Source organism: Pseudoteredinibacter isoporae (genome assembly GCF_040372805.1).
Lineage (GTDB): Bacteria > Pseudomonadota > Gammaproteobacteria > Pseudomonadales > Cellvibrionaceae > Pseudoteredinibacter > Pseudoteredinibacter isoporae_A.
Map to the genome: position 1 here is coordinate 144,885 of NZ_BAABWJ010000009.1, position 19,062 is coordinate 163,946.

The window sequence follows — 19,062 nt, forward strand, 5'->3', positions numbered from 1 at the left end:
GCGCCAAACGTGGAGCTTACTAAGCTAATTCTGTACACTTGCGCCGCTTTTAATTTGAGACGAGTTCACAACGCTATGCTCAGCGAGTCCTATCGCCAACGATTTTCCGGAATTGCCCGCCTTTATGGTGAGCAAGGTCTGCTGGATCTCAGTCGCGCCCATATGCTGGTTATCGGCATCGGTGGGGTGGGAAGCTGGTTAGCGGAAGCGCTGGCACGCAGTGGTGTGGGTGAAATCAGCCTGTTGGATATGGATGATATCTGCATCAGCAATATCAATCGTCAGTTGCATGCCTTGCAGAGTACAGTCGGCCAAAGCAAGATCGAATTGATGGCCGAGCGCTTGAAGGATATCAACCCCGAACTGCGTGTTCACTGTATCGATGATTTTCTGGATGTGGACAATATTGCCGAGCATGTTCATGCTGAGATTGATGTGGTGATCGATGCAATTGATTCGGCAAAAGTGAAATCGGCGCTCATTGCTCATTGTCGTTCGCGCAAGCAGCAGGTTATTACCTTGGGCAGTGCGGGCGGTAAAACTGATCCGGCGCGGGTGATCCGTGGCGATTTAAGTAAAACCATTAAGGACCCTCTGCTGGCTCGCACCCGGAAAATCTTACGTCAGCAATTTGGTTTCCCTAGAAACCCGAAACGAGTGTTCTCGGTCGAGGCGGTTTATTCTCCGGAACAAATGAAATACCCGGACGGCCATGGGGGTGTTTCTGAGCAAAAGCCCAAACAGGACGCCGGACAAGGTCTGGATTGCAGCGGCGGTTTCGGTTCCATCACAATGGTGACTTCTGTGTTCGCTATGCTGGCGGCCAATCGAGCGATTGAGCGTTATCTGGAGCGTGTCCCTGAATTCGATGTTTGAGCTTTACTGAGCGGAATCAGGGTAAATTACGCAGATAGTTAATCAGGCTGTGAATGCCATTGCTGCGTGATGGGCTCAGATAGTTTTCCAGCTGCAGTTCTTCAATCGCCTGGGCAAAATCAAAGGCGTGAATCTCTGAAGTACTGCGACCATCAACCCAACTTAAAATCAATGCAGCTACGCCTCGAATCAAGCGGGCGTCGCTGTCGTGGCGAAAATGCCAATAACCGTTGCGGCGTTTGGCGTGCAGCCACAGCGCGGATTCGCAGCCAGGGATCAGATAGCGTTCTTTGCGAATCTCGGCCTTGATGGCAATTTCTTTGCCCCAGAGAATGAGTTGTTTCTGTCGTTGTTGCCACCCCATCTTTCCGCTGATGACTTTTGCACGTTGTGGATTGAGTTCCTTTTTGGTCGGGCTATTCGGAGCGGTTTGACGGAGTTGTTCCTGGCTTTTTAAAAAGGCGTCGCACGCACGTAATAAAGCATCGATATCTTCTTGGGTGTTATACGGCGCAATCGAGGCGCGTAATAAACTGCTTTGCTTCATGCTTTGCAGCAACGGCTGGGTGCAGTGGTGACCCTGTCTTATCGCGATACCATGCCTGTCCAAAAAGTCGGCCAGTTCAATATTCAATTCCTGTTCTTGCAGGCTGAAACACACAATTCCAGCAGGGTTGTGTGCGTGGCTGAAGAGTTTAATCTGATGAAACTGTTGCAAGCCTTGATGGGCGTAACGACAAAGCGCCTGCTTGTGTTGTTTGATGCTGTCTTGTGGCCATTGTGCAAAGAAATCCAGAGCTGCATGAAAGCCCGCAATGGCCGCGGTTGCGGGACTGCCGGCTTCAAATCGATGAGGGGCTTCCAGATAACGGCTCTCCTCCAGGTCGACGTGCTGAATCATGCCGCCACCGCTCAGCAGTGGGGGGAGGTTGTCGAGTAGAGTGTGTTTGCCATAGAGCACCCCCAGACCTTCAGGGCCATACATTTTGTGTGCGGAAAAACACAAAAAATCGCAGCCGAGCGCTTCAACATTGACAGGGCTGTGGGCAATGTACTGTGCGGCATCAACCACGAACAGGCAGGATTGAGGGAGACGTTTACGAACGGCCTGTAAATCCGGTGAGCAGCCCAAGGTGTTCGAACAGGCGCTCAGGCTTAGCACCCGGGTTCTGTCGGTGATCAAGTCGTCCAGCGACGCTATATCCAGTTCCCCATTGTTGACGGGGAGAAATTTCAGAATAAGCCCTTTGCGTTTTGCGGCATCCTGCCAAGGCAATAAGTTGGCATGGTGCTCCAGCACGGACAAAATGATCTCATCCCCAGCTTGTAGCTGTTCGCTGATGCCTCGTGCCAAGGTGTTGAGAGCCGCCGTGCAGCTTTGGGTGAATACAATATTTTTGGCGCTTTCGGCTTGAATAAAGGCCGCGGTACGCTGGCGGCATTGTTCAATAATATCGGTCGCTTCGCGACTGTAGCGGTGGCTGCCACGATGGGCATTGCCGACCCCGGTTTGGTAATAGCGACTGATGGCTTCAATAACCGTGAGCGGCTTTTGGGTCGTAGCGGCATTGTCCAGGTAGTGATCGGCCTGATTTTTCAGTGCCGGAAAATGGGCTTTAAATTGAACCGCGTCGAAGATGCTTGAATTCATAGGGCGTTCTAAACGAGGGTTGGAGCGTTGTGCGCTGGTTTATGTCAAGCGCGATTGTCGCACAGATCCAGACCAAATAGGCGGCGGCTGTTGGCGCTTGTGATATTGGCGATGTCCTCTACGGATTCCGATCGGATATCAGCCAGACATTGATTGATATCGGCCAGTGCCAGTGGACTGTTAGCTTTTCCTTGATGGCCATACAGGGGCATGGATGGCGCATCGGTTTCCAGAACCATATGATCGAGACTGAGCTGGCTGACCATGCTCCGAGTTTTTTGTGCGCGAGGGTAAGTGATACCGCCACCGATACCGATCAAAAAGCCAAGACGAATATAACGGTGGGCCAATTCCAGGCTACCGTGAAAGCCGTGCACCACCCCGGTGAGCGGTTGGTAGGCTTTAAGCAGTGGCAACAATGCCTGATGCGCTTTGTGGGCGTGCAATATCAACGGCATATGACGATCGCGCGCCTGTTCGAGCTGCCAGCATAAGACCTGTGTATGAAGATCGCTGATGCCTTTGCTGCCATCCAGACCGCATTCACCTATGGCAACACAATGAGGGTCTTCCAACGCTTGCTCCAATGCCGTCTGAAGCTCGAGATAGGATTGATGTTCTACCCACCAAGGATGCAGACCCGCAGACCAATAGCAGCCTTTATATTGTTTGCAGAGTGTCTGAATGCGCGGCCAGTGTTTGGCTTCAGTGGCTGGAATAATGATGTTGGTGATGTGTTGCTGGCGGCATTGTTGCCAGAGCTGATCGACTGGCGTGAACTCGGGAAAGTCCAGGTGACAGTGGCTGTCGATCAGCTCCATGGTAGGTCCGTGTTTACAGGCTTTTGTAAAAGCTCAGCACGATAAGGGCCGGGCAGAAAAAGCGCACATACACAGGCCATATTTTCCAAAACAGGCTGTCTTCAATATCCTCATGGCCTTCTTTGAGTTCAGCCAGCAGACGATCGCGATGCATAATCCAGCCCGCAAAGATACACAGCAGAATCCCCAGAATCGGTTGGCTGTATTTGGTGGTGAAATCCACAACCAAACCAAACAGGCTACCGAAATTCAGAATAATCACAGCGCTGATGGCAAAGATAATGCCGCCAATAATCATCGTAACAATGGGGCGAGATGCCTGACTGGTTTCGACCGCTCGCGCAACAGGGACTTCCAACATGGAGATGGACGAGGTCAGAGAGGCGATGGTCATCAGGCCAAAGAAGGCAATTGCTACCCAAGGGCCGGCGGCGCCCATGGAATCAAACAGTACGGGCAAAACCTGGAAAATGAGATCCGGGCCTGCCAACAGCTCACCGTTTTCGCCGTAAATGGTGGCGCCGTGATGTTGGGCGACGAACATAGCCGGGATGATCAGCAGTCCCGCAGTAAAAGCGATACCCACATCGACGGTGGTCACGATGGCGCCCAATCGTGGCAGGCTGTCATCTTTGCTGAGGTATGAGCCGTAAATCATCATGGTGCCGACACCCAGTGACAGGGAGAAGAACGCTTGTCCCATGGCACTGACGATCAAGTCAGGATTGCTCAACTGGCTCAGGTCTGGCAACAGATAGAGTTTGAGGCCTTCGGCGGCACCATCCTGGCTTAATACATAAATGATCAGCAACAACAGCAGGATAATCAGGGCGGGCATTAAGCGGGTAGACCAGCGTTCGATACCGGATTCGACACCACTGGCGATAATCGCCATGGTCAGACCGGCGAACAGCCCGCCAAAAATCAGATTGCGGCTGTTACTTTGTTCGGTGAGCCACTGTTGTGCGGCATCCAGGCTCAACATTTCGGCCGCGGGAGCAATCAGGTATGCGACCATCCAACCGGCGATAATAGTGTAGAAACTCAAGATCAAACTGGCGACAACAATGCCGTACCAACCGGTAAAACGGCCAAAGAATTTAGTGATCGGGCTGCTGGCGACAGAAGCCAAACCGTCAACCGTGTTTGAGCGTGAATGCCTGCCAAGTGTCAACTCGGCCATCAAGGCAGGGTAGGCCAAGCAGAACGCCAGGACTAAATACGCTAAGACAAAGGCAGCGCCACCATTACTTGCGGTCTGGGTTGGAAAGCCCCAGATATTGCCAAGACCCACAGCAGAACCTGCCGCGGCCATAATAAAACCAGTTTTTGAAGAAAATTGTCCCCTGGGGCTGCTCATAATCTACGTCTCATTATTCTAGTTGGGTAGATGGTGCCGTGATCGCGCACGGTCAATCTCACTCGGTTACTGCGCTGATTTTGCCGTAATTTGGCGATTGATGCGAGAAATTGGCCGATAAGGCGAAAATTGGCAATATTGATAAAGGCTTGAGCCCGTTAACTCTCATTTGATTGCTCCTGCGCTCCTGGCTGTGCCTAAAAAGCGCAGGGAAGACATTACCTGAGTGTTCGCGGCCTCTACGGTGATTGCATTAAACGTTGCTTCTGGCGATTCCAGTCGCGCTGTTTTTCGGTTTCGCGTTTGTCGTGTTGCTGCTTACCTTTACCCAAGCCTATCTGGCATTTCACCAAGTGGTTTTTCCAGTAAAGCGAAAGCGCGATGACGGAGTAACCTTGTTGCTCGGCAGCCTGTCGCAATCTGGCGATCTCTTTGCGGTGCAGCAGTAAGCGACGGGAGCGGGTCGGTTCGGTAACGAAATGGGTTGATGCGCTGATCAGAGGTTGAATCTGTGCGTTCAACAGGAAAGCTTCTCCGTTTTTAAAAAAAACGTAGCTGTCGGTCAGTTGTCCCTTGCCTTCGCGCAGACTCTTAACTTCCCAACCCATTAACTCCAGACCGGCCTCGAATGTATCACTGATATGATAATCAAAACGGGCGCGTTTATTCTGAGCGATGGTGTTGGGATTGGATTTTTTTTGCTTCTTTGCCATGGCGGCGGATTATAAAGGCAAGTGTCTGGAAAGCCCAGCTAAGATCCGACAGTCAGCCTCCGCTGACTCATAAAAGGTACAGATCTTAAGACTGTTGAGTGGCAGTAGAAGGCAGCAATTGAAGCAGGCAGGGTGCAGTGATTATGGTAGCATCCACTTCATGAGTGAAACCCTTGAAAGCACAGTTTCTTTCCCATCGGATATGCCCAGCGACGCCCAAGAGCAGCGTTGGCTGGGCTATTGGCCGTTTGTGTGGGGAGCCACCGGTGCCGCCGTTAGCCTGATTAATCTGTGGCGCTTTCCCTATCTGGTGGGGGAGCATGGCGGGGGCCTGTTTTTATTAGTGTATTTATTGTGCGTGATCATTCTTGCCGTGCCTATCATGCTTGCCGAATTATTGATCGGCCGCTTGGGACGTGGGAATCCGGTGATCGCGGTTGCGTCGGTCGCGCAACTCGCGGGAATATCGAGCTGGTGGCGCTTGATTGGCTATCTGGTCATTGCCGCCAGCCTTTTGATTCTGCCCATTTACAGTGTAATGGGGGGCTGGGGCCTGGAGTTTCTGAGTATGGCCATGGAGCATCGATTCGAAGGGATCAGTTTTGCCAGCAGCCGGGCTGACTTTGACCGCTTCCTGTTGGACCAAACCACCATGCTGGGTTGGCATTCGGTAATGATGCTGGCCGCTGTGGTGCTGGTGGCAGCCGGCATTCGAGTCCTGGCCTGGGTGTTAAAAATTCTCGTGCCCGCTATGTTTATCATTATGCTGGCGCTGGTGTACCAGCTGTCTTCCCTGGACGATTTCAGCCGCGCGCTGGAATGGATGTTCGTTTTTCGTCCAGAAGACTTCACTTGGACCTCCGTGTTGCTCGCCTTGGGACATGGCTTTCTTACTCTTGGGGTCGGTCTGGGCGTTATCATGACCTACAGCGGCTACTTGCCCAAAGGCAGCCAGATGGGGCGCCTGGTGTTGCGAATCAGTGTTTTGGATTTGCTGCTGGCGGTGCTGGCGGGTCTGGTTGCTTTGCCGTTATTGATGTCGATTCCGGAGCAGGCACCCGCAGCAGGGCCTGAATCGCTTTTTGTTTCGTTGCCTGCGGTCTTTGGTTCTATGCCGGAAGGCACCTCTTTGGCCAACTGGTTTTACATTGCAGTGGTCGCGGTTGCGTTGAGTTCAATCGTGCCGCTCATGGAACCTTTGGTTGCGCATATGCAGGATCGTGGTTGGCCACGTTACCAGGGGGCCATTTTTGCAGGAACTGTTTGCTGGACTCTGGGCCTGGGAGTGGTGATGTCCTTTAACCAGTGGCAGCAAGTGGAACTATTGGATGGTTTGAACTTTTCCCAAATGCTGGATTACGTTACCGCCAATGTATTGATGCCCATCGTCGGTTTAACCATGGCGGTAATTGTTGGTTGGTTATTACCGGTGGAAAATGCCCGCGAAGCATTTCAACAAGATTCAAAATGGCGCTTTCAAGCCTGGCTTCTGCTGTTAAAATACGGCGCCCCCATATTGATTTATGCCATTTTCATTATGCCTATGTTGCAAAACTGGTTGTTGTGAATATGGCCGGGGCTGAAATTTGAATGTGATGAGTGTGTAGATGGCCACTGAAATTGAGCGCAGCGCCCTGGTGGCTTATTCGCAGGACCAAATGTTTGAGTTGGTGGGGGATATTGAATCCTACCCACAGTTCATGGCCGGTTGTGTCGCTGCCGATGTGTTGGAACGTGGTGATGACTACGTGATCGCGACTTTGCGTTTGTCCCAAGCGGGCATTAAACAGGAATTTACCACCCGCAACACTTTGCTGGAACCCAGTTGTATGAGGATGGAACTGGTCGATGGCCCGTTTTCTGAGTTTTCCGGAGAATGGCGCTTCAAGGCCTTGGCTGAGTTCGCCTGTAAAGTAGAGCTGAGTTTGCGTTTTGCCTTTGATAACGCGGTTCTGCAGTTAGCCGCTGGTAAGTTGTTTGAAAAGATAGCCAATCAGCAAGTGGCGTCTCTGTGTCAGCGTGCTGAACATGTCTATGGGCCGGGCAAGTTGTAATGAGTGATTCAAGAGCAAGCCGAAATATGATTAGCCATCACGAATTGAAAAGTGTGAGCCATTACGTATGAGTGATATCGAAACCATCGCTGTAGAAGTTGCCTATGCCTTGCCCGACAAGCAGAAAATCGTTTCCTTGTTGGTTGAGCCGGGAACAACCGCTTTACAGGCGGTGAAGAAGTCAGGCATTTGTCAGATCTTCCCTGAAATTGATCCTGATACCGCGAAGATGGGCATTTTCGGACAGAGCTTGGGGACCAAAGGCTTGCTAAAAGCCCATGAGCATCTGTTGAAAGAAGGTGATCGCGTCGAGATCTACCGACCTCTAATTGCCGACCCGAAAGAGGTTCGCCGTCGACGGGCAGCTAAAGCGGCGGGAGAGGGCGCTGAGTAATGTAAACGCGCTCGGGCAAGAGGCAAGCCCAGCCATACTGTCGAAAATAAAAAAGAGCCACATTGCTAAGCAGTGCGGCTCTTTTTTTGTGTCATGCGTTTCATCCCCGGCACGAGGTGTCGTGTGAGGAATAAAGAGTATTCCGGTAATCAGCTCTCGCCGTTCTCAGCGCGGAAGTCACCGGTAAAGCGTGCCAGCTTGTCTTCTTCATCAAAAAATACGGTCAGTCGCTCTTTGGTGATTTTGCCGTTGGCGTCTTTCAGACTGTAGTAATAATCCCAGCGATCTGGAGTAAAGGTGTCGGTGATCAAAGGGGTGCCCAGAACAAAGCGGACCTGACGCTTGGTCATGCCAGGCTTCAGCTGATCAACCATATCTTGAGTAATGATATTCCCCTGCTGGATGTCCAGAGTGTATACCCCGGGGAATTTCAGGTAGGAACAGGCGCTGATCAGGAGTAGACAGGCGGTGGCGATACTGAGCTTTACGGCTTTTTGCATGAAGGGCTTCCACTTCGTTAGACTAATAGGAGATAATACCTGAACTTATTCAATACTGAGAAGACTCTTGGGGGAAAAATGGCTGTTGAAAACCAGGAATTACGTAAGGCTGGACTTAAGGTAACCTTGCCTCGGGTTAAGATCCTGCAAATTCTTGAATCCTCGGAACAGCACCACATGAGCGCTGAAGACGTTTATAAATCGCTGATGGAAGCCGGTGAAGACGTTGGTTTGGCGACGGTGTACCGGGTGCTTACTCAGTTTGAAGGTGCGGGTTTGGTGGTTCGTCATAATTTTGATGGCGGTCACTCAGTGTTTGAATTGGCTCGTGGTGATCATCATGACCACATGGTTTGTACGGACACCGGACGAGTGATAGAGTTCCATAATGAAGAGATTGAACGTCTTCAGGATGCCATTGCCGAAGAGCATGGCTACGAGATTGTCGGCCACAGCTTGGTGCTTTACGTAAAACCAAAAGAATAATCGACCATTGCGGTTGAGAAAAATGGGGCATATAGAGCCCCATTTTAGTTTGTAGAATGGCATTTTCGTCTTCCCATTGATGTGGCTCACTGGCTTGGACGACGTGCGAATACAGAGCAGATATAGTTATGACAGAAGAACAAAAAGCCGCGGCACCGGCCCGCAACTTTCAATTGAACCTGGTTCAGGTGAGTGATTTAGCTTGCCGCATTTTGTATCAGACCTTTGTTGTGCAGGCGAAAGACAAGGCCAAGATGGCATTAAAAGATCTGAAATCTGGCAAAGGTTTGAATGTGGGTGTGCTGACGCTAACCGTTACCCATAAAGACACCGGTGTCGAAGAGAAACTGGATCTGCCTTTGAAGATTAAACTGGATTACAGTGAATTTCGTGGCCCGTTTAATTTCCCTTCTTTTGAAGCCTCGGTCCGAGCGACCATCAGTTTGATTGGACAGACGCTTGATGCCAAAGGTGACTTGAATATTTTAACCGATGAGAATACCGGCAGTGCGCTCTTGCATTTGCCTGGCGCTACCCAAGATCAAGACGGCCGTTACAATGTTATGGTGATGGCTATCGAGCCAATCAAAGAGCGTGATCGTAAGTTGGCGTTAGGCGTAAAACTGATGTATTTGGATCCGAACCAGTACGAGCAGCTGCGTGATGAGACACCGGCTAACGAAGAGTAACAACACACTTCGTGCACAGCAGCCATAAAAAAGCCCGGCCTTGGCCGGGCTTTTTTATGGCGGGTACTTTATGAATGCTATGTTAATGCACCGTGGACAGCATTTCCCTGGCATGGGCAACAGCCTGCTCGCTACTGGCTTCGCCACCCAGCATACGTGCAATTTCTGAAATACGCTCATCGTCTTCAAGCTTGGATAATGAAGAGGCCGCTCCGGCCTTGTCAGTAGTTTTGCTGACCTGCAAATGCTGATGAGCTTTACTGGCGACTTGGGGCAGGTGAGTGACGCAAAGTACCTGACAGCGCTCTCCGAGCTGGCGGAGCATCTGCCCAACGACATTCGCAGTGGCGCCACCGATACCAACATCTACTTCATCAAACACCAAAGTAGCCGCCGCGCTGGTCTGAGCGGTGATGACCTGAATGGCGAGGCTGATGCGAGACAGCTCACCACCGGAGGCGATTTTACCCAGTGGTTTGGGATCTTGCCCGGGGTTGGTGGCAATCAAAAATTCAATTTCTTCACTGCCTTTGCTGCTGGGTTCCTCAAGCGGCCTTAAGGCTATCTTAAAAATAGCGTTGGACATGGCCAGTTTTTCAAGTTGCTTATTAACTTGTCCCTGCAATTTTTTGGCGGCTGCCTGGCGCTTTTGTCCCAGCTTTGTGGCCAGGTCTTCATAATGCTTCAGGGCGGCTGTGGACTGTTGCTGCAGTTGGTCCAGGTCTTCGTCGACGTTGCCGAGTGCGGCCAGCTCCTGGCTGAGTTGTTGATGCAGCCCGCTGAGTTCGGATGGATCAATGCGGTGTTTTCGTGCAATGTCGTAGATACGGCTCAAACGGCTTTCCAGTTCGAACAAACGTTCTGGGTCGGCTTCAAAACTGTCGACATGTCGTTGAATTTCACCATTGGCTTCTTCTAGTTGGATCAGTGCCTGGCCCAACATATTTTCAGCTTCGCCGAGAGACGAGCTCTTGCCGTCAATTTCAGAAAGCCATTGCAGACACTGGTTTAAGCCCTGGCGCAGGCTGAACTCGCCTTCACCTTCGCATAAATTGGCCACCTGCTGGCATTTGTGAAGCGTATCTTCGGCATTGGCCAGCTGCAGCTGTTCCTGCTCAAGCTGTTCCAATTCCCCTTCGTTTAGGGCGAGCTCATCCAATTCGGACACTTGATAGCTAAGCAATTGATGGCGGGCGCTGATCTCTTCGGCGTTATCCCGTCGTTCGATAAAGCGTTGTTGGGACAGTCGGTAATCTTTAAAGGCCTGCTTCAGTTTTTCCAGTAAGGGTTTGAGAGAACCGAAATTGTCCAGCAGACGGCGGTGATGTTCTTTCTTCAGAAGAGACTGATGTTCATGCTGACCGTGAATGTCGATCAGCAGCTCCCCCAGGCCTTTGAGTTGCTGCAGCGTAACCGGGCTGCCATTGATATAGGCTCGGCTTCGGCCTTCGGCCGATAATACGCGGCGCAACAGGCATTCCTCACTGGCATCACTGTCGAGTTCATGGCGTTGCAGCCATTTTTGGGCCGCAGGCAGCTGACTGAGATCAAAACTGGCGTATACGTCGGCCTTATTGGCGTCTTTGCGGACCTTATCGGCATCGGCGCGTTCGCCTATGGCGAGTCCCAAGGCATTGAGCAGTATGGATTTCCCCGCGCCGGTTTCCCCGGTGATGGCGGTCAGGCCTTGATCGAGTTCCAGATCGAGGCTGTCTACCAGAGTAATGTTGTTAATGCTGAGCTGGGTGAGCATATCCCGCTCCTCCTCACTAGAATCCCGCTGTCCAGAATATTTACTGTGTGTTTATACAGTAGTTTTGGCTGGCTGCCAATATTTGATCAATAAATTGCAATGGAAAGTAGGGTTTTGTAACCGATTGCCCTGTTGAAGCCGCTAAAAATGTCCCCATATATGCTGACAGATAGAAATTATTGGTCGCGATTTGAAAAGTCACCTTCGCGACCTGCCTGTGATTAGATGGAGATAGCTGTGTCCTCAGAAGAGCAAAACCCGAATGTGGAAGCCGAGGCTTCAACTGATGCCCAAGACGCCGTAGAAACCACCGAAGAGGCCGTGGCCTCTGAAGAGCGGGTTGAGGACGTCAATCCGGCAGAACTGGTGCTGCAGATTGAAGAACTACAAAGCCAGATTGGCAAATTGAAAGATCAGGAACTGCGTACCCAGGCTGAGATGCACAATGTGCGTCGTCGCGCTGAACAGGACGTGGAAAAAGCCCATAAATTTGGCGTGGAGAAGTTTGTTGGCGATATGCTGACTGTGGTTGATAACCTCGAGCGTGCGCTGGATTCCATGGACGCCGAAGACGACAGTTTGGCGGCGGCTCGCGAGGGTATCGAACTGACCCTGAAGTCCATGCAGGATGGCCTGAAGCGTCATAAGGTTGAAGCGATTAACCCCGCTGGTGAGCCCTTTGATCCTGAGTTTCACCAAGCCATGACCATGGTGCCGAACCCTGACGTAGAGCCCAATACCGTGATGGATGTCTTCCAGAAGGGGTATACCTTGCATGGCCGCCTGGTGCGTCCAGCGATGGTGGTTGTGGCCAAGGCGCCCTAGTTGGCCAAGCTGACGAAAAGTTGCCCAAAGTTGGACAAGAGGCCTTGAACTGGGGAAATCTGATCCCATATAGCTAGCAAGGCCAATGAAGCAGAGCCGCAGGGCTCTAACGTAAAGAACATTTGTATTGATCAAGGCGGCAAGGCCGCCAGTGAAATTGGAGAAATTCCATGGGAAAAATTATCGGAATTGATTTGGGTACCACCAACTCATGCGTATCCGTATTGGAAGGCGATAAGCCTAAGGTGATCGAGAACGCCGAGGGCGATCGCACCACGCCTTCTATTGTGGCCTTTACCGACGACGGTGAAGTACTGGTTGGCCAGAGCGCTAAGCGTCAGTCTGTGACGAACCCTCAAAATACCCTGTTTGCGGTTAAGCGTTTGATTGGCCGTAAGTTTAAAGACGATGTGGTTCAGAAAGACATCTCCATGGTGCCGTACAAAATTGTTCCGGCCGATAACGGTGATGCCTGGGTAGAAGCCAAAGGTGATGCGAAAGCGCCACCACAGATTTCTGCTGAAGTACTGAAGAAAATGAAGAAGACCGCTGAGGATTACCTGGGTGAAACGGTGACTGAAGCCGTTGTAACCGTTCCAGCCTACTTCAATGACTCCCAGCGTCAGGCGACTAAAGATGCCGGTAAGATTGCGGGTCTGGATGTTAAGCGCATCATCAACGAGCCGACCGCTGCGGCATTGGCCTACGGTATGGACAAGGCGACTGGCGATCGTACGATCGCGGTTTATGACCTGGGTGGTGGTACCTTCGATATCTCGATTATTGAGATTGCCGACGTTGATGGTGAGCATCAGTTTGAAGTACTGGCCACCAACGGTGATACCTTCTTGGGTGGTGAAGATTTCGACTTGCGTCTGATCGAGTACTTGGCCGAAGAGTTCAAGAAAGAAAACGGCATTGATCTGCACAATGATCCACTGGCTCTGCAGCGTTTGAAAGAAGCCGCTGAAAAAGCCAAGATTGAACTGTCATCTTCTCAGCAAACAGAAGTGAACCTGCCTTACATCACCGCTGATGCAACTGGTCCTAAGCACTTGGTTGTGAAAATGACCCGTGCCAAGTTGGAATCTCTGGTAGAAGACTTGGTTGTTAACTCCCTGAAGCCTGTAAAAACCGCTTTGGAAGATGCCGATCTTTCCGTTGGTGAAATCGACGATGTTATTTTGGTCGGTGGTCAGACTCGCATGCCATTGGTTCAGGAAAAAGTGGCTGAGTTCTTTGGTCAAGAGCCACGTAAAGATGTTAACCCTGATGAAGCCGTTGCCATGGGTGCTGCGATTCAAGGTGCGGTACTGGCTGGTGATGTTAAAGATGTATTGTTGTTGGACGTAACGCCTCTGACACTGGGTATTGAAACCATGGGTGGTGTCGCGACGCCATTGATTGATAAGAACACCACTATCCCGACCAAAAAGTCCCAGGTTTTCTCCACAGCGGAAGACAACCAGACTGCAGTAACGATTCACGTGGTACAGGGTGAGCGTAAGCAAGCCTCCCAGAACAAATCTCTGGGTCGTTTTGACTTGGCGGATATTCCTCCTGCACAACGTGGTATGCCACAAATTGAAGTGACTTTTGATATTGATGCTAACGGTATTCTGAACGTAGGCGCCAAAGACAAAGCCACCGGTAAAGAACAGTCGATTGTTATTAAAGCCTCTTCCGGTTTGAGCGATGAAGAAATCGATCAAATGGTAAATGACGCTGAAGCAAATGCTGAAGCGGACAAGCAGTTCGAAGAGTTGGTAACAACGCGCAATACTTTGGAAGGTTTGATTCATGCAACCAAGAAAACGGTTGAAGAAGCTGGTGATAAAGCCACTGACGAAGAGAAGGCGGCTATCGAAGCTGCGCTTGCGGAAGCCGAAGAAGCTGTTAAAGGCGACGACAAAGAGGCCATGGAAGCTGCTACCAACAAGTTGACGGAAGCATCCAGTTCTCTGGCTCAAAAACTCTACGCGGAGCAAGCTGCTCAAGCGGAAGCCGCAGGTGCGGATGCTGGTGCTCAGCAACAGGCTCAGCCTGAGGACGACGGTGTCGTCGAAGCTGAGTTTGAAGAAGTTAAGGATGACAATAAGTAATCCTTAGCCCTTCGTTGATGACGGGAGGCGGCTGTATGGCTTGGCCTCCCGTTTTCGTCTGGGCGCTTTAGAGCGCTGCGTAACAAAATAGAAAATGTGCCGAGCATCTTGTTGATGGAAACAAGGTTTGTTTGAGGCAAAGAATTCGCAAATAAGCAATTAGCTGAAGAGTCACTATGTCCAAACGTGATTATTATGAAGTGCTCGGTGTTGATCGAGGCGTTTCAGAAAAAGATCTGAAAAAAGCTTATCGCCGTGTGGCGATGAAATATCACCCCGACCGCAACCCGGACGATGCAGCGGCTGAAGATAAATTTAAGGAAGCCAGTGAGGCATATGAAATTTTATCCGATGCGCAGAAACGTGCGGCTTATGATCAATACGGTCACGCTGGTGTAGATCCAAGCCAAGGCGGCATGGGCGGCGGCCAGGGCTTCGGTAACTTCAGTGACATTTTTGGTGATGTTTTTGGTGATATTTTCGGTGGCGCAGGTGGTGGCGGTCGCGGTCGCGGTGGTCCGGCTCGTGGAGCTGATTTGCGTTACACCCTTGAACTGGATCTTGAAAAGGCCGTTCAGGGAACATCCGTAAAAATCAAAGTTCCGACATTGGTGCATTGTGGCACCTGTGACGGTTCCGGCGCAAAAGAAGGCAGTAAGCCAACCACTTGTGGTACCTGTGGTGGTATGGGGCAAGTGCGAATGACACAGGGTTTCTTCTCTGTGCAGCAAACCTGTCCAAACTGTCATGGCAAAGGCCAGATTATTTCTGACCCCTGCCGCGATTGTGGTGGCCAGGGTCGTGTAGAAGAAACCAAAACCTTGTCTGTGAAAGTGCCTGCGGGTGTCGACACTGGTGATCGGATTCGTCTGAGCGGTGAAGGTGAGGCCGGTGAGGCGGGTGGCCCGCCTGGCGATCTTTATGTACAAGTGTCGGTGAAAGAGCACGAAATTTTCCAGCGTGAGGGGAAAAACCTTTATTGCGAAGTGCCCATCAGTATTGTGGACGCCGCCTTGGGCGGGGAGTTGGAAGTCCCGACTCTGGATGGTCGTGTGAAGTTGAAAGTGCCGGCTGAAACCCAGACGGGCAAACTGTTCCGTTTGCGCGGTAAAGGTGTTGTTCCTGTGCGTGGTGGTTCAGCAGGTGACTTGCTGTGTCGTGTGGTTCTGGAAACACCCGTGAATCTCTCCAGCAAACAAAAAGAACTGTTGCGTGAACTTCAGGCCAGCATGACCGGAGACACCAACTCGCCACGCCAGAGTTCCTGGTTTGAAGGCATGAAGAATTTCTTCAATTAAGTCTTCCTTCTTGTGATGTGCTGAAAGCCCGGTTTTACCGGGCTTTTTTGTGCCTGGCCATTGGGGGGTATTAGGATATAATCCCCAAACTTTACATAATTACTTGATAGCCATAGCAGGAACCATTATGAGTGCAAAAATTGCCGTTACCGGAGCCGCGGGGCGCATGGGACGCATGCTGATTGAAGCAATCAGCCAAAGCGCCAATGCCGAGTTAGTCGCGGCGGTTGAACACCCTAGCAGCAGCTTAATTGGCAGTGATGCCGGCGAGCTGGCGGGGCTGGGCAAAAACGGCGTTGTAATTGTCGGTGATTTAAGTCAGGTTCTGGCGCAGGTCGACACCGTTATTGATTTTACTGCGCCCGTGGCGACTCTGGAAAACGCCCGCCTGTGTGCCGAGCATGGCAAGGCCTTGGTTGTTGGGACAACGGGGTTTGATCCTGGGCAGAAAGATCAGCTGCAAGCCTTGCAGAGCGATATGGCTCTCTGCATTGCCGCGAACTACAGCACCGGTGTGAATGTTTGCCTGAAGCTGCTTGAGCAGGCGGCCAGCATTCTGGGTGACGAGTACGATGTGGAAATCTATGAAGCGCATCATCGCCATAAGGTTGATGCGCCATCAGGAACGGCTTTGGCGATGGGAGAGGCCGTGGCGGATAGTCTCAATCGTGATCTTGAGAAAGTGGCTGTGTATGGCCGTGAAGGGCAAACCGGCGCCCGCGACAAAGACACCATCGGCTTTGCTACCGTGCGCGGTGGCGATGTTGTAGGGGATCACACGGTGATGTTTATGGCTGATGGTGAACGCATCGAGATTACACACAAAGCTTCCAGCCGTATGGCGTTTGCTCGTGGTGCCGTTCGGGCGGCCGCCTGGATGGCCGGTCAGCCCGCAGGCTTTTACGATATGCGTGATGTGCTTGGCTTGAAGTAAACCCGGTTTAGGGGCGAGGATGTTTGTCCTCGTCCTTAACAAATGCTATTGCGGGACAATCTTCAACTGCGTCAGAATGTTGTATCTGGTTTCTGTCTGATCCATATCAGTCGACGCTCTTACAAATACAACAAGAAAAACGCGGTGATTTATGTCCAATCATTATGCCCATTCCTCTATCTATCATTACCTGAACGCCGTAGCTGAACAGCAGCCGGAAGCAACGGCCTTGCGTTTGGTGACTGACCTCAAGAACGATTTCCAAGATCTGTCTTGGAGTTATCAGGAATTGCTGGACAATATTCGGCGAGTGGTGAGATTGCTGCGTGATCGAAGCCAGGCTGAACGTCCGGTGTGTTCGTTCCTGCTGCCCAACATTCCCCAGGCTCATGCCATCATGTGGGGTGCTGAAACGGCGGGTGTCGCGAACCCTTTGAACCCTCTGTTGAACGAAGACGCCTTAGTGCAACTGATGGAAGCCGCCGATGCGGATGTGTTGATGGCTTTAGGGCCTAATCCAGTCAGCGATATTTGGCAGAAAGCTGAGGCTGTTGCGAAGCGTTTATCGAAGCCGGTTACCTTGATTCCGGTTTTCTTTCCGGCCGAATCCTACGAGCTTTTTGAACAGCTGTTGGGCCAGTATTCGGCCGATGCGCTGGAAGAAGACAGCTTGCCTGGCCTGGACGATATGGCTTCCTATTTTCACACGGGAGGCACGACGGGTACCCCAAAACTGGCACAAAATTCCCAACGCAACCAACTGGCTTGTGTTGCCCTGCATCATGAAAGCATGAACCTCGAAGCCGGTGATGTTGTGATGAGTGGCCTGCCTTTATTCCATGTGGCCGGTTCGATGATTAATGGGCTTTCCTGCTTGTGTGCGGGCATTGAAATTATACTGCCTACCATTGCTGGCTTCCGTGATCCGAATGTTGTGCTGGCTCACTGGCAGATGGTGGAGAAATATCAGGTTACTGTCAGTGGTGGTATTCCGACATCAGTAGCCTCGATGGTGAATGTGCCTGTCGATGCGGATGTTTCATCCTTAAAGTATTTAATCTCGGGCGGGTCTCCGGTACCTGCAGCATTGTGCCACGATGTGAAGTCTATTTTAGGTTTGGAGCTCTACCAAATTTATGGCATGACCGAGTGCGCCGGCGCGATTGCGATGCCTAATATACATAAGTCTACTGTGCCGGGCAGTGCGGGTTATGTCAGTGACTTGATTGACTTGCGTATCAATGGCGCCGAAAAAGCCGGTGACAGCGGTGAATTGCTGGTGCGTGGTGATGTGGTATTTGCAGGTTATCTGGGGCGTGATGAAAACCCTCTGAATGACGGTTGGTTGCATACCGGTGACTTGGGGCACATTGATGGCGAAGGTTATCTGTTTATTACCGGGCGGGCGAAGGATTTGATTATTCGAAGTGGCCATAATATTGATCCGGCGTTGATCGAAAACTGTTTGGAACAGCATCCGGCGGTGTCCTTGGCCGCCGCGGTGGGGCGCCCGGATGCGTACGCTGGTGAGTTGCCTGTGGCTTATGTCCAGCTGTATGACGGCCACTCCGTAACCGAGCAGGAGCTAATGACCTATGCGGTAGAAAACATTGCTGAGCGACCGGCTTGTCCCAAGTTTATTGAAATTCTAGAGGCCTTGCCGGTCACGGCGGTGGGTAAGGTACATAAGCCCAGCTTGCGAGCGGCGGCCACTGAACGCACAGTGAAAGAATTGTTGGGTGATTCGATTGAAAAACTCCCCGCTTTTGATGTCAACATTCTCGACAGCGGTGAAATGGCTTTGCAGTTTCAGCAAAGCCTCTCTTCTGAATTGGAAGTGATTGTTGCCAAATTGGCGCGAGAATTAAATCTAAAGTTTTAAACCATTACGGCGTGGAAATCGAGTCAGCACCACTTGAGGGACGTATTCCTTAAGTGGTGGTTTTGAGTTTGGCTTTTATTCGTGACAAGCTGACGGCATCCATGCCCAGATAACTGGCGATATGATACTGGGGTAGGCGTTCCGCGATCCAGGCTTCATTCCCAAGCAACCATTGATAGCGTTCCTCCCCGGACTTGGTGAGCAAGACGGCTTCGCGTTGTTCATTGCGCAGGAATAATTCTCGAGTGGTTTTGTCCAGCATGTCCTGAATGCTTGGCTCGTTTTGCAGTTTGTGTAACTGATTAACGGGCATTTCCCAAAGAATGCTGTCTTCCAATGCCTGGAGTTCATAAGGACAGCTGCTTTGTGTTAACCAGGCGCTTAGTGAACCGGCCAACTGACCTTCTCTGAAAAAATTTTTATTACGCTCCCGGCCTTGGGCACTGGGGTAATACTGCCTCAGCAGCCCCTGCAAAATGACATAGCAATGTTGCGGTTCACTGTCGGCAGCAAACAATTGAGTGCCGGCACTGACGTTTTTCTCCTGGCCTATATGGCCAAGCAGCGACCACAGTGCTGGATTGGTCAGCGCTGGGCTCAATGTGTAATTCGATAAAATCCTGTGGCTCATAATCGACAACCTGAAAGCACTGGCGGGCAGTGTAAAACAGGGCTTTTCCCTGGGCAATAAAAAGCCGCCCTGGGGCGGCTTTGTTTAAACCTT

18 protein-coding genes are annotated in these 19,062 nt (G+C 51.3%); 11 read left to right on the plus strand and 7 right to left on the minus strand.

Annotation, left to right across the window (positions count from 1 at the left end; translation table 11 throughout):
• Nucleotides 1-75 precede the first annotated feature (75 nt).
• Nucleotides 76-876, plus strand: a complete 801-nt coding sequence (gene tcdA / locus ABWW03_RS16465) for a tRNA cyclic N6-threonylcarbamoyladenosine(37) synthase TcdA (protein WP_353410117.1) — start codon at nt 76-78, stop codon at nt 874-876.
• A 16-nt stretch (nt 877-892) separates the two neighbouring features.
• Here the strand turns inward: tcdA and ABWW03_RS16470 are convergent, their stop codons facing one another.
• The 4 genes from ABWW03_RS16470 to smpB all read right to left on the minus strand — a co-directional run bounded on the left by ABWW03_RS16470 (nt 893) and on the right by smpB (nt 5,421).
• Nucleotides 893-2,527 (minus strand): aminotransferase class V-fold PLP-dependent enzyme, encoded by a 1,635-nt coding sequence (locus ABWW03_RS16470; RefSeq protein WP_353410119.1) that lies wholly within the window; start codon nt 2,525-2,527, stop codon nt 893-895.
• Nucleotides 2,528-2,571: 44 nt separating this feature from the next.
• Nucleotides 2,572-3,348: a TatD family hydrolase gene (locus ABWW03_RS16475; RefSeq protein ID WP_353410121.1), complete on the minus strand. Its 777-nt coding sequence runs from the start codon at nt 3,346-3,348 to the stop codon at nt 2,572-2,574.
• A 13-nt stretch (nt 3,349-3,361) separates the two neighbouring features.
• A complete protein-coding gene (locus ABWW03_RS16480; RefSeq protein ID WP_353410123.1) occupies nt 3,362-4,708 on the minus strand; it encodes a sodium-dependent transporter in 1,347 nt (448 codons plus the stop codon).
• 239 nt (nt 4,709-4,947) lie between these two features.
• A complete protein-coding gene (smpB, locus tag ABWW03_RS16485; RefSeq protein ID WP_353410125.1) occupies nt 4,948-5,421 on the minus strand; it encodes an SsrA-binding protein SmpB in 474 nt (157 codons plus the stop codon).
• A gap of 160 nt (nt 5,422-5,581) precedes the next feature.
• Between smpB and ABWW03_RS16490 the strand changes: the two genes are divergently transcribed.
• The 3 genes from ABWW03_RS16490 to ABWW03_RS16500 all read left to right on the plus strand — a co-directional run bounded on the left by ABWW03_RS16490 (nt 5,582) and on the right by ABWW03_RS16500 (nt 7,869).
• Nucleotides 5,582-6,988 (plus strand): sodium-dependent transporter, encoded by a 1,407-nt coding sequence (locus ABWW03_RS16490; protein WP_353410127.1) that lies wholly within the window; start codon nt 5,582-5,584, stop codon nt 6,986-6,988.
• A 40-nt stretch (nt 6,989-7,028) separates the two neighbouring features.
• On the plus strand, nt 7,029-7,475 hold the full coding sequence (locus tag ABWW03_RS16495) for a type II toxin-antitoxin system RatA family toxin (protein WP_353410129.1): 447 nt from the start codon (nt 7,029-7,031) through the stop codon (nt 7,473-7,475).
• A 67-nt stretch (nt 7,476-7,542) separates the two neighbouring features.
• On the plus strand, nt 7,543-7,869 hold the full coding sequence (locus ABWW03_RS16500) for an RnfH family protein (protein ID WP_166849196.1): 327 nt from the start codon (nt 7,543-7,545) through the stop codon (nt 7,867-7,869).
• A gap of 149 nt (nt 7,870-8,018) precedes the next feature.
• On the opposite strand, the gene ABWW03_RS16505 is transcribed toward ABWW03_RS16500, so the two are convergent.
• Complete coding sequence (locus tag ABWW03_RS16505) at nt 8,019-8,369, minus strand: outer membrane protein assembly factor BamE (RefSeq protein ID WP_353410133.1); 351 nt, start codon at nt 8,367-8,369, stop codon at nt 8,019-8,021.
• A gap of 78 nt (nt 8,370-8,447) precedes the next feature.
• Here ABWW03_RS16505 and fur point away from each other — a divergent pair, with 78 nt between their 5' ends.
• Nucleotides 8,448-8,855 (plus strand): ferric iron uptake transcriptional regulator, encoded by a 408-nt coding sequence (gene fur, locus ABWW03_RS16510; protein WP_166849192.1) that lies wholly within the window; start codon nt 8,448-8,450, stop codon nt 8,853-8,855.
• 128 nt (nt 8,856-8,983) lie between these two features.
• A complete protein-coding gene (locus ABWW03_RS16515; protein WP_353410136.1) occupies nt 8,984-9,544 on the plus strand; it encodes a hypothetical protein in 561 nt (186 codons plus the stop codon).
• 82 nt (nt 9,545-9,626) lie between these two features.
• Here ABWW03_RS16515 and recN read toward each other — a convergent pair whose 3' ends face one another.
• Nucleotides 9,627-11,297, minus strand: coding sequence for a DNA repair protein RecN (gene recN / locus ABWW03_RS16520; protein ID WP_353410138.1), 1,671 nt, complete (start codon nt 11,295-11,297; stop codon nt 9,627-9,629).
• Between the two features lie 225 nt (nt 11,298-11,522).
• Here recN and grpE point away from each other — a divergent pair, with 225 nt between their 5' ends.
• The 5 genes from grpE (at nt 11,523) to ABWW03_RS16545 (ending at nt 18,338) form a co-directional block, all read left to right on the plus strand.
• Nucleotides 11,523-12,122 (plus strand): nucleotide exchange factor GrpE, encoded by a 600-nt coding sequence (grpE, locus tag ABWW03_RS16525; protein WP_435372765.1) that lies wholly within the window; start codon nt 11,523-11,525, stop codon nt 12,120-12,122.
• Between the two features lie 170 nt (nt 12,123-12,292).
• Complete coding sequence (gene dnaK / locus ABWW03_RS16530; RefSeq protein ID WP_353410142.1) at nt 12,293-14,224, plus strand: molecular chaperone DnaK; 1,932 nt, start codon at nt 12,293-12,295, stop codon at nt 14,222-14,224.
• Between the two features lie 176 nt (nt 14,225-14,400).
• Nucleotides 14,401-15,522 (plus strand): molecular chaperone DnaJ, encoded by a 1,122-nt coding sequence (gene dnaJ / locus ABWW03_RS16535; RefSeq protein WP_353410144.1) that lies wholly within the window; start codon nt 14,401-14,403, stop codon nt 15,520-15,522.
• 127 nt (nt 15,523-15,649) lie between these two features.
• Nucleotides 15,650-16,456 (plus strand): 4-hydroxy-tetrahydrodipicolinate reductase, encoded by an 807-nt coding sequence (gene dapB, locus ABWW03_RS16540; RefSeq protein WP_353410146.1) that lies wholly within the window; start codon nt 15,650-15,652, stop codon nt 16,454-16,456.
• A gap of 151 nt (nt 16,457-16,607) precedes the next feature.
• Entirely contained in the window at nt 16,608-18,338 is a 1,731-nt protein-coding gene (locus ABWW03_RS16545) for an AMP-binding protein (protein WP_353410148.1), read from the plus strand.
• Nucleotides 18,339-18,387: 49 nt separating this feature from the next.
• Here ABWW03_RS16545 and ABWW03_RS16550 read toward each other — a convergent pair whose 3' ends face one another.
• Nucleotides 18,388-18,969 carry a Crp/Fnr family transcriptional regulator gene (locus ABWW03_RS16550; RefSeq protein WP_353410150.1) on the minus strand — a complete coding sequence of 194 codons (582 nt, stop codon included), beginning with the start codon at nt 18,967-18,969 and terminating at the stop codon, nt 18,388-18,390.
• Nucleotides 18,970-19,062 lie beyond the last annotated feature (93 nt).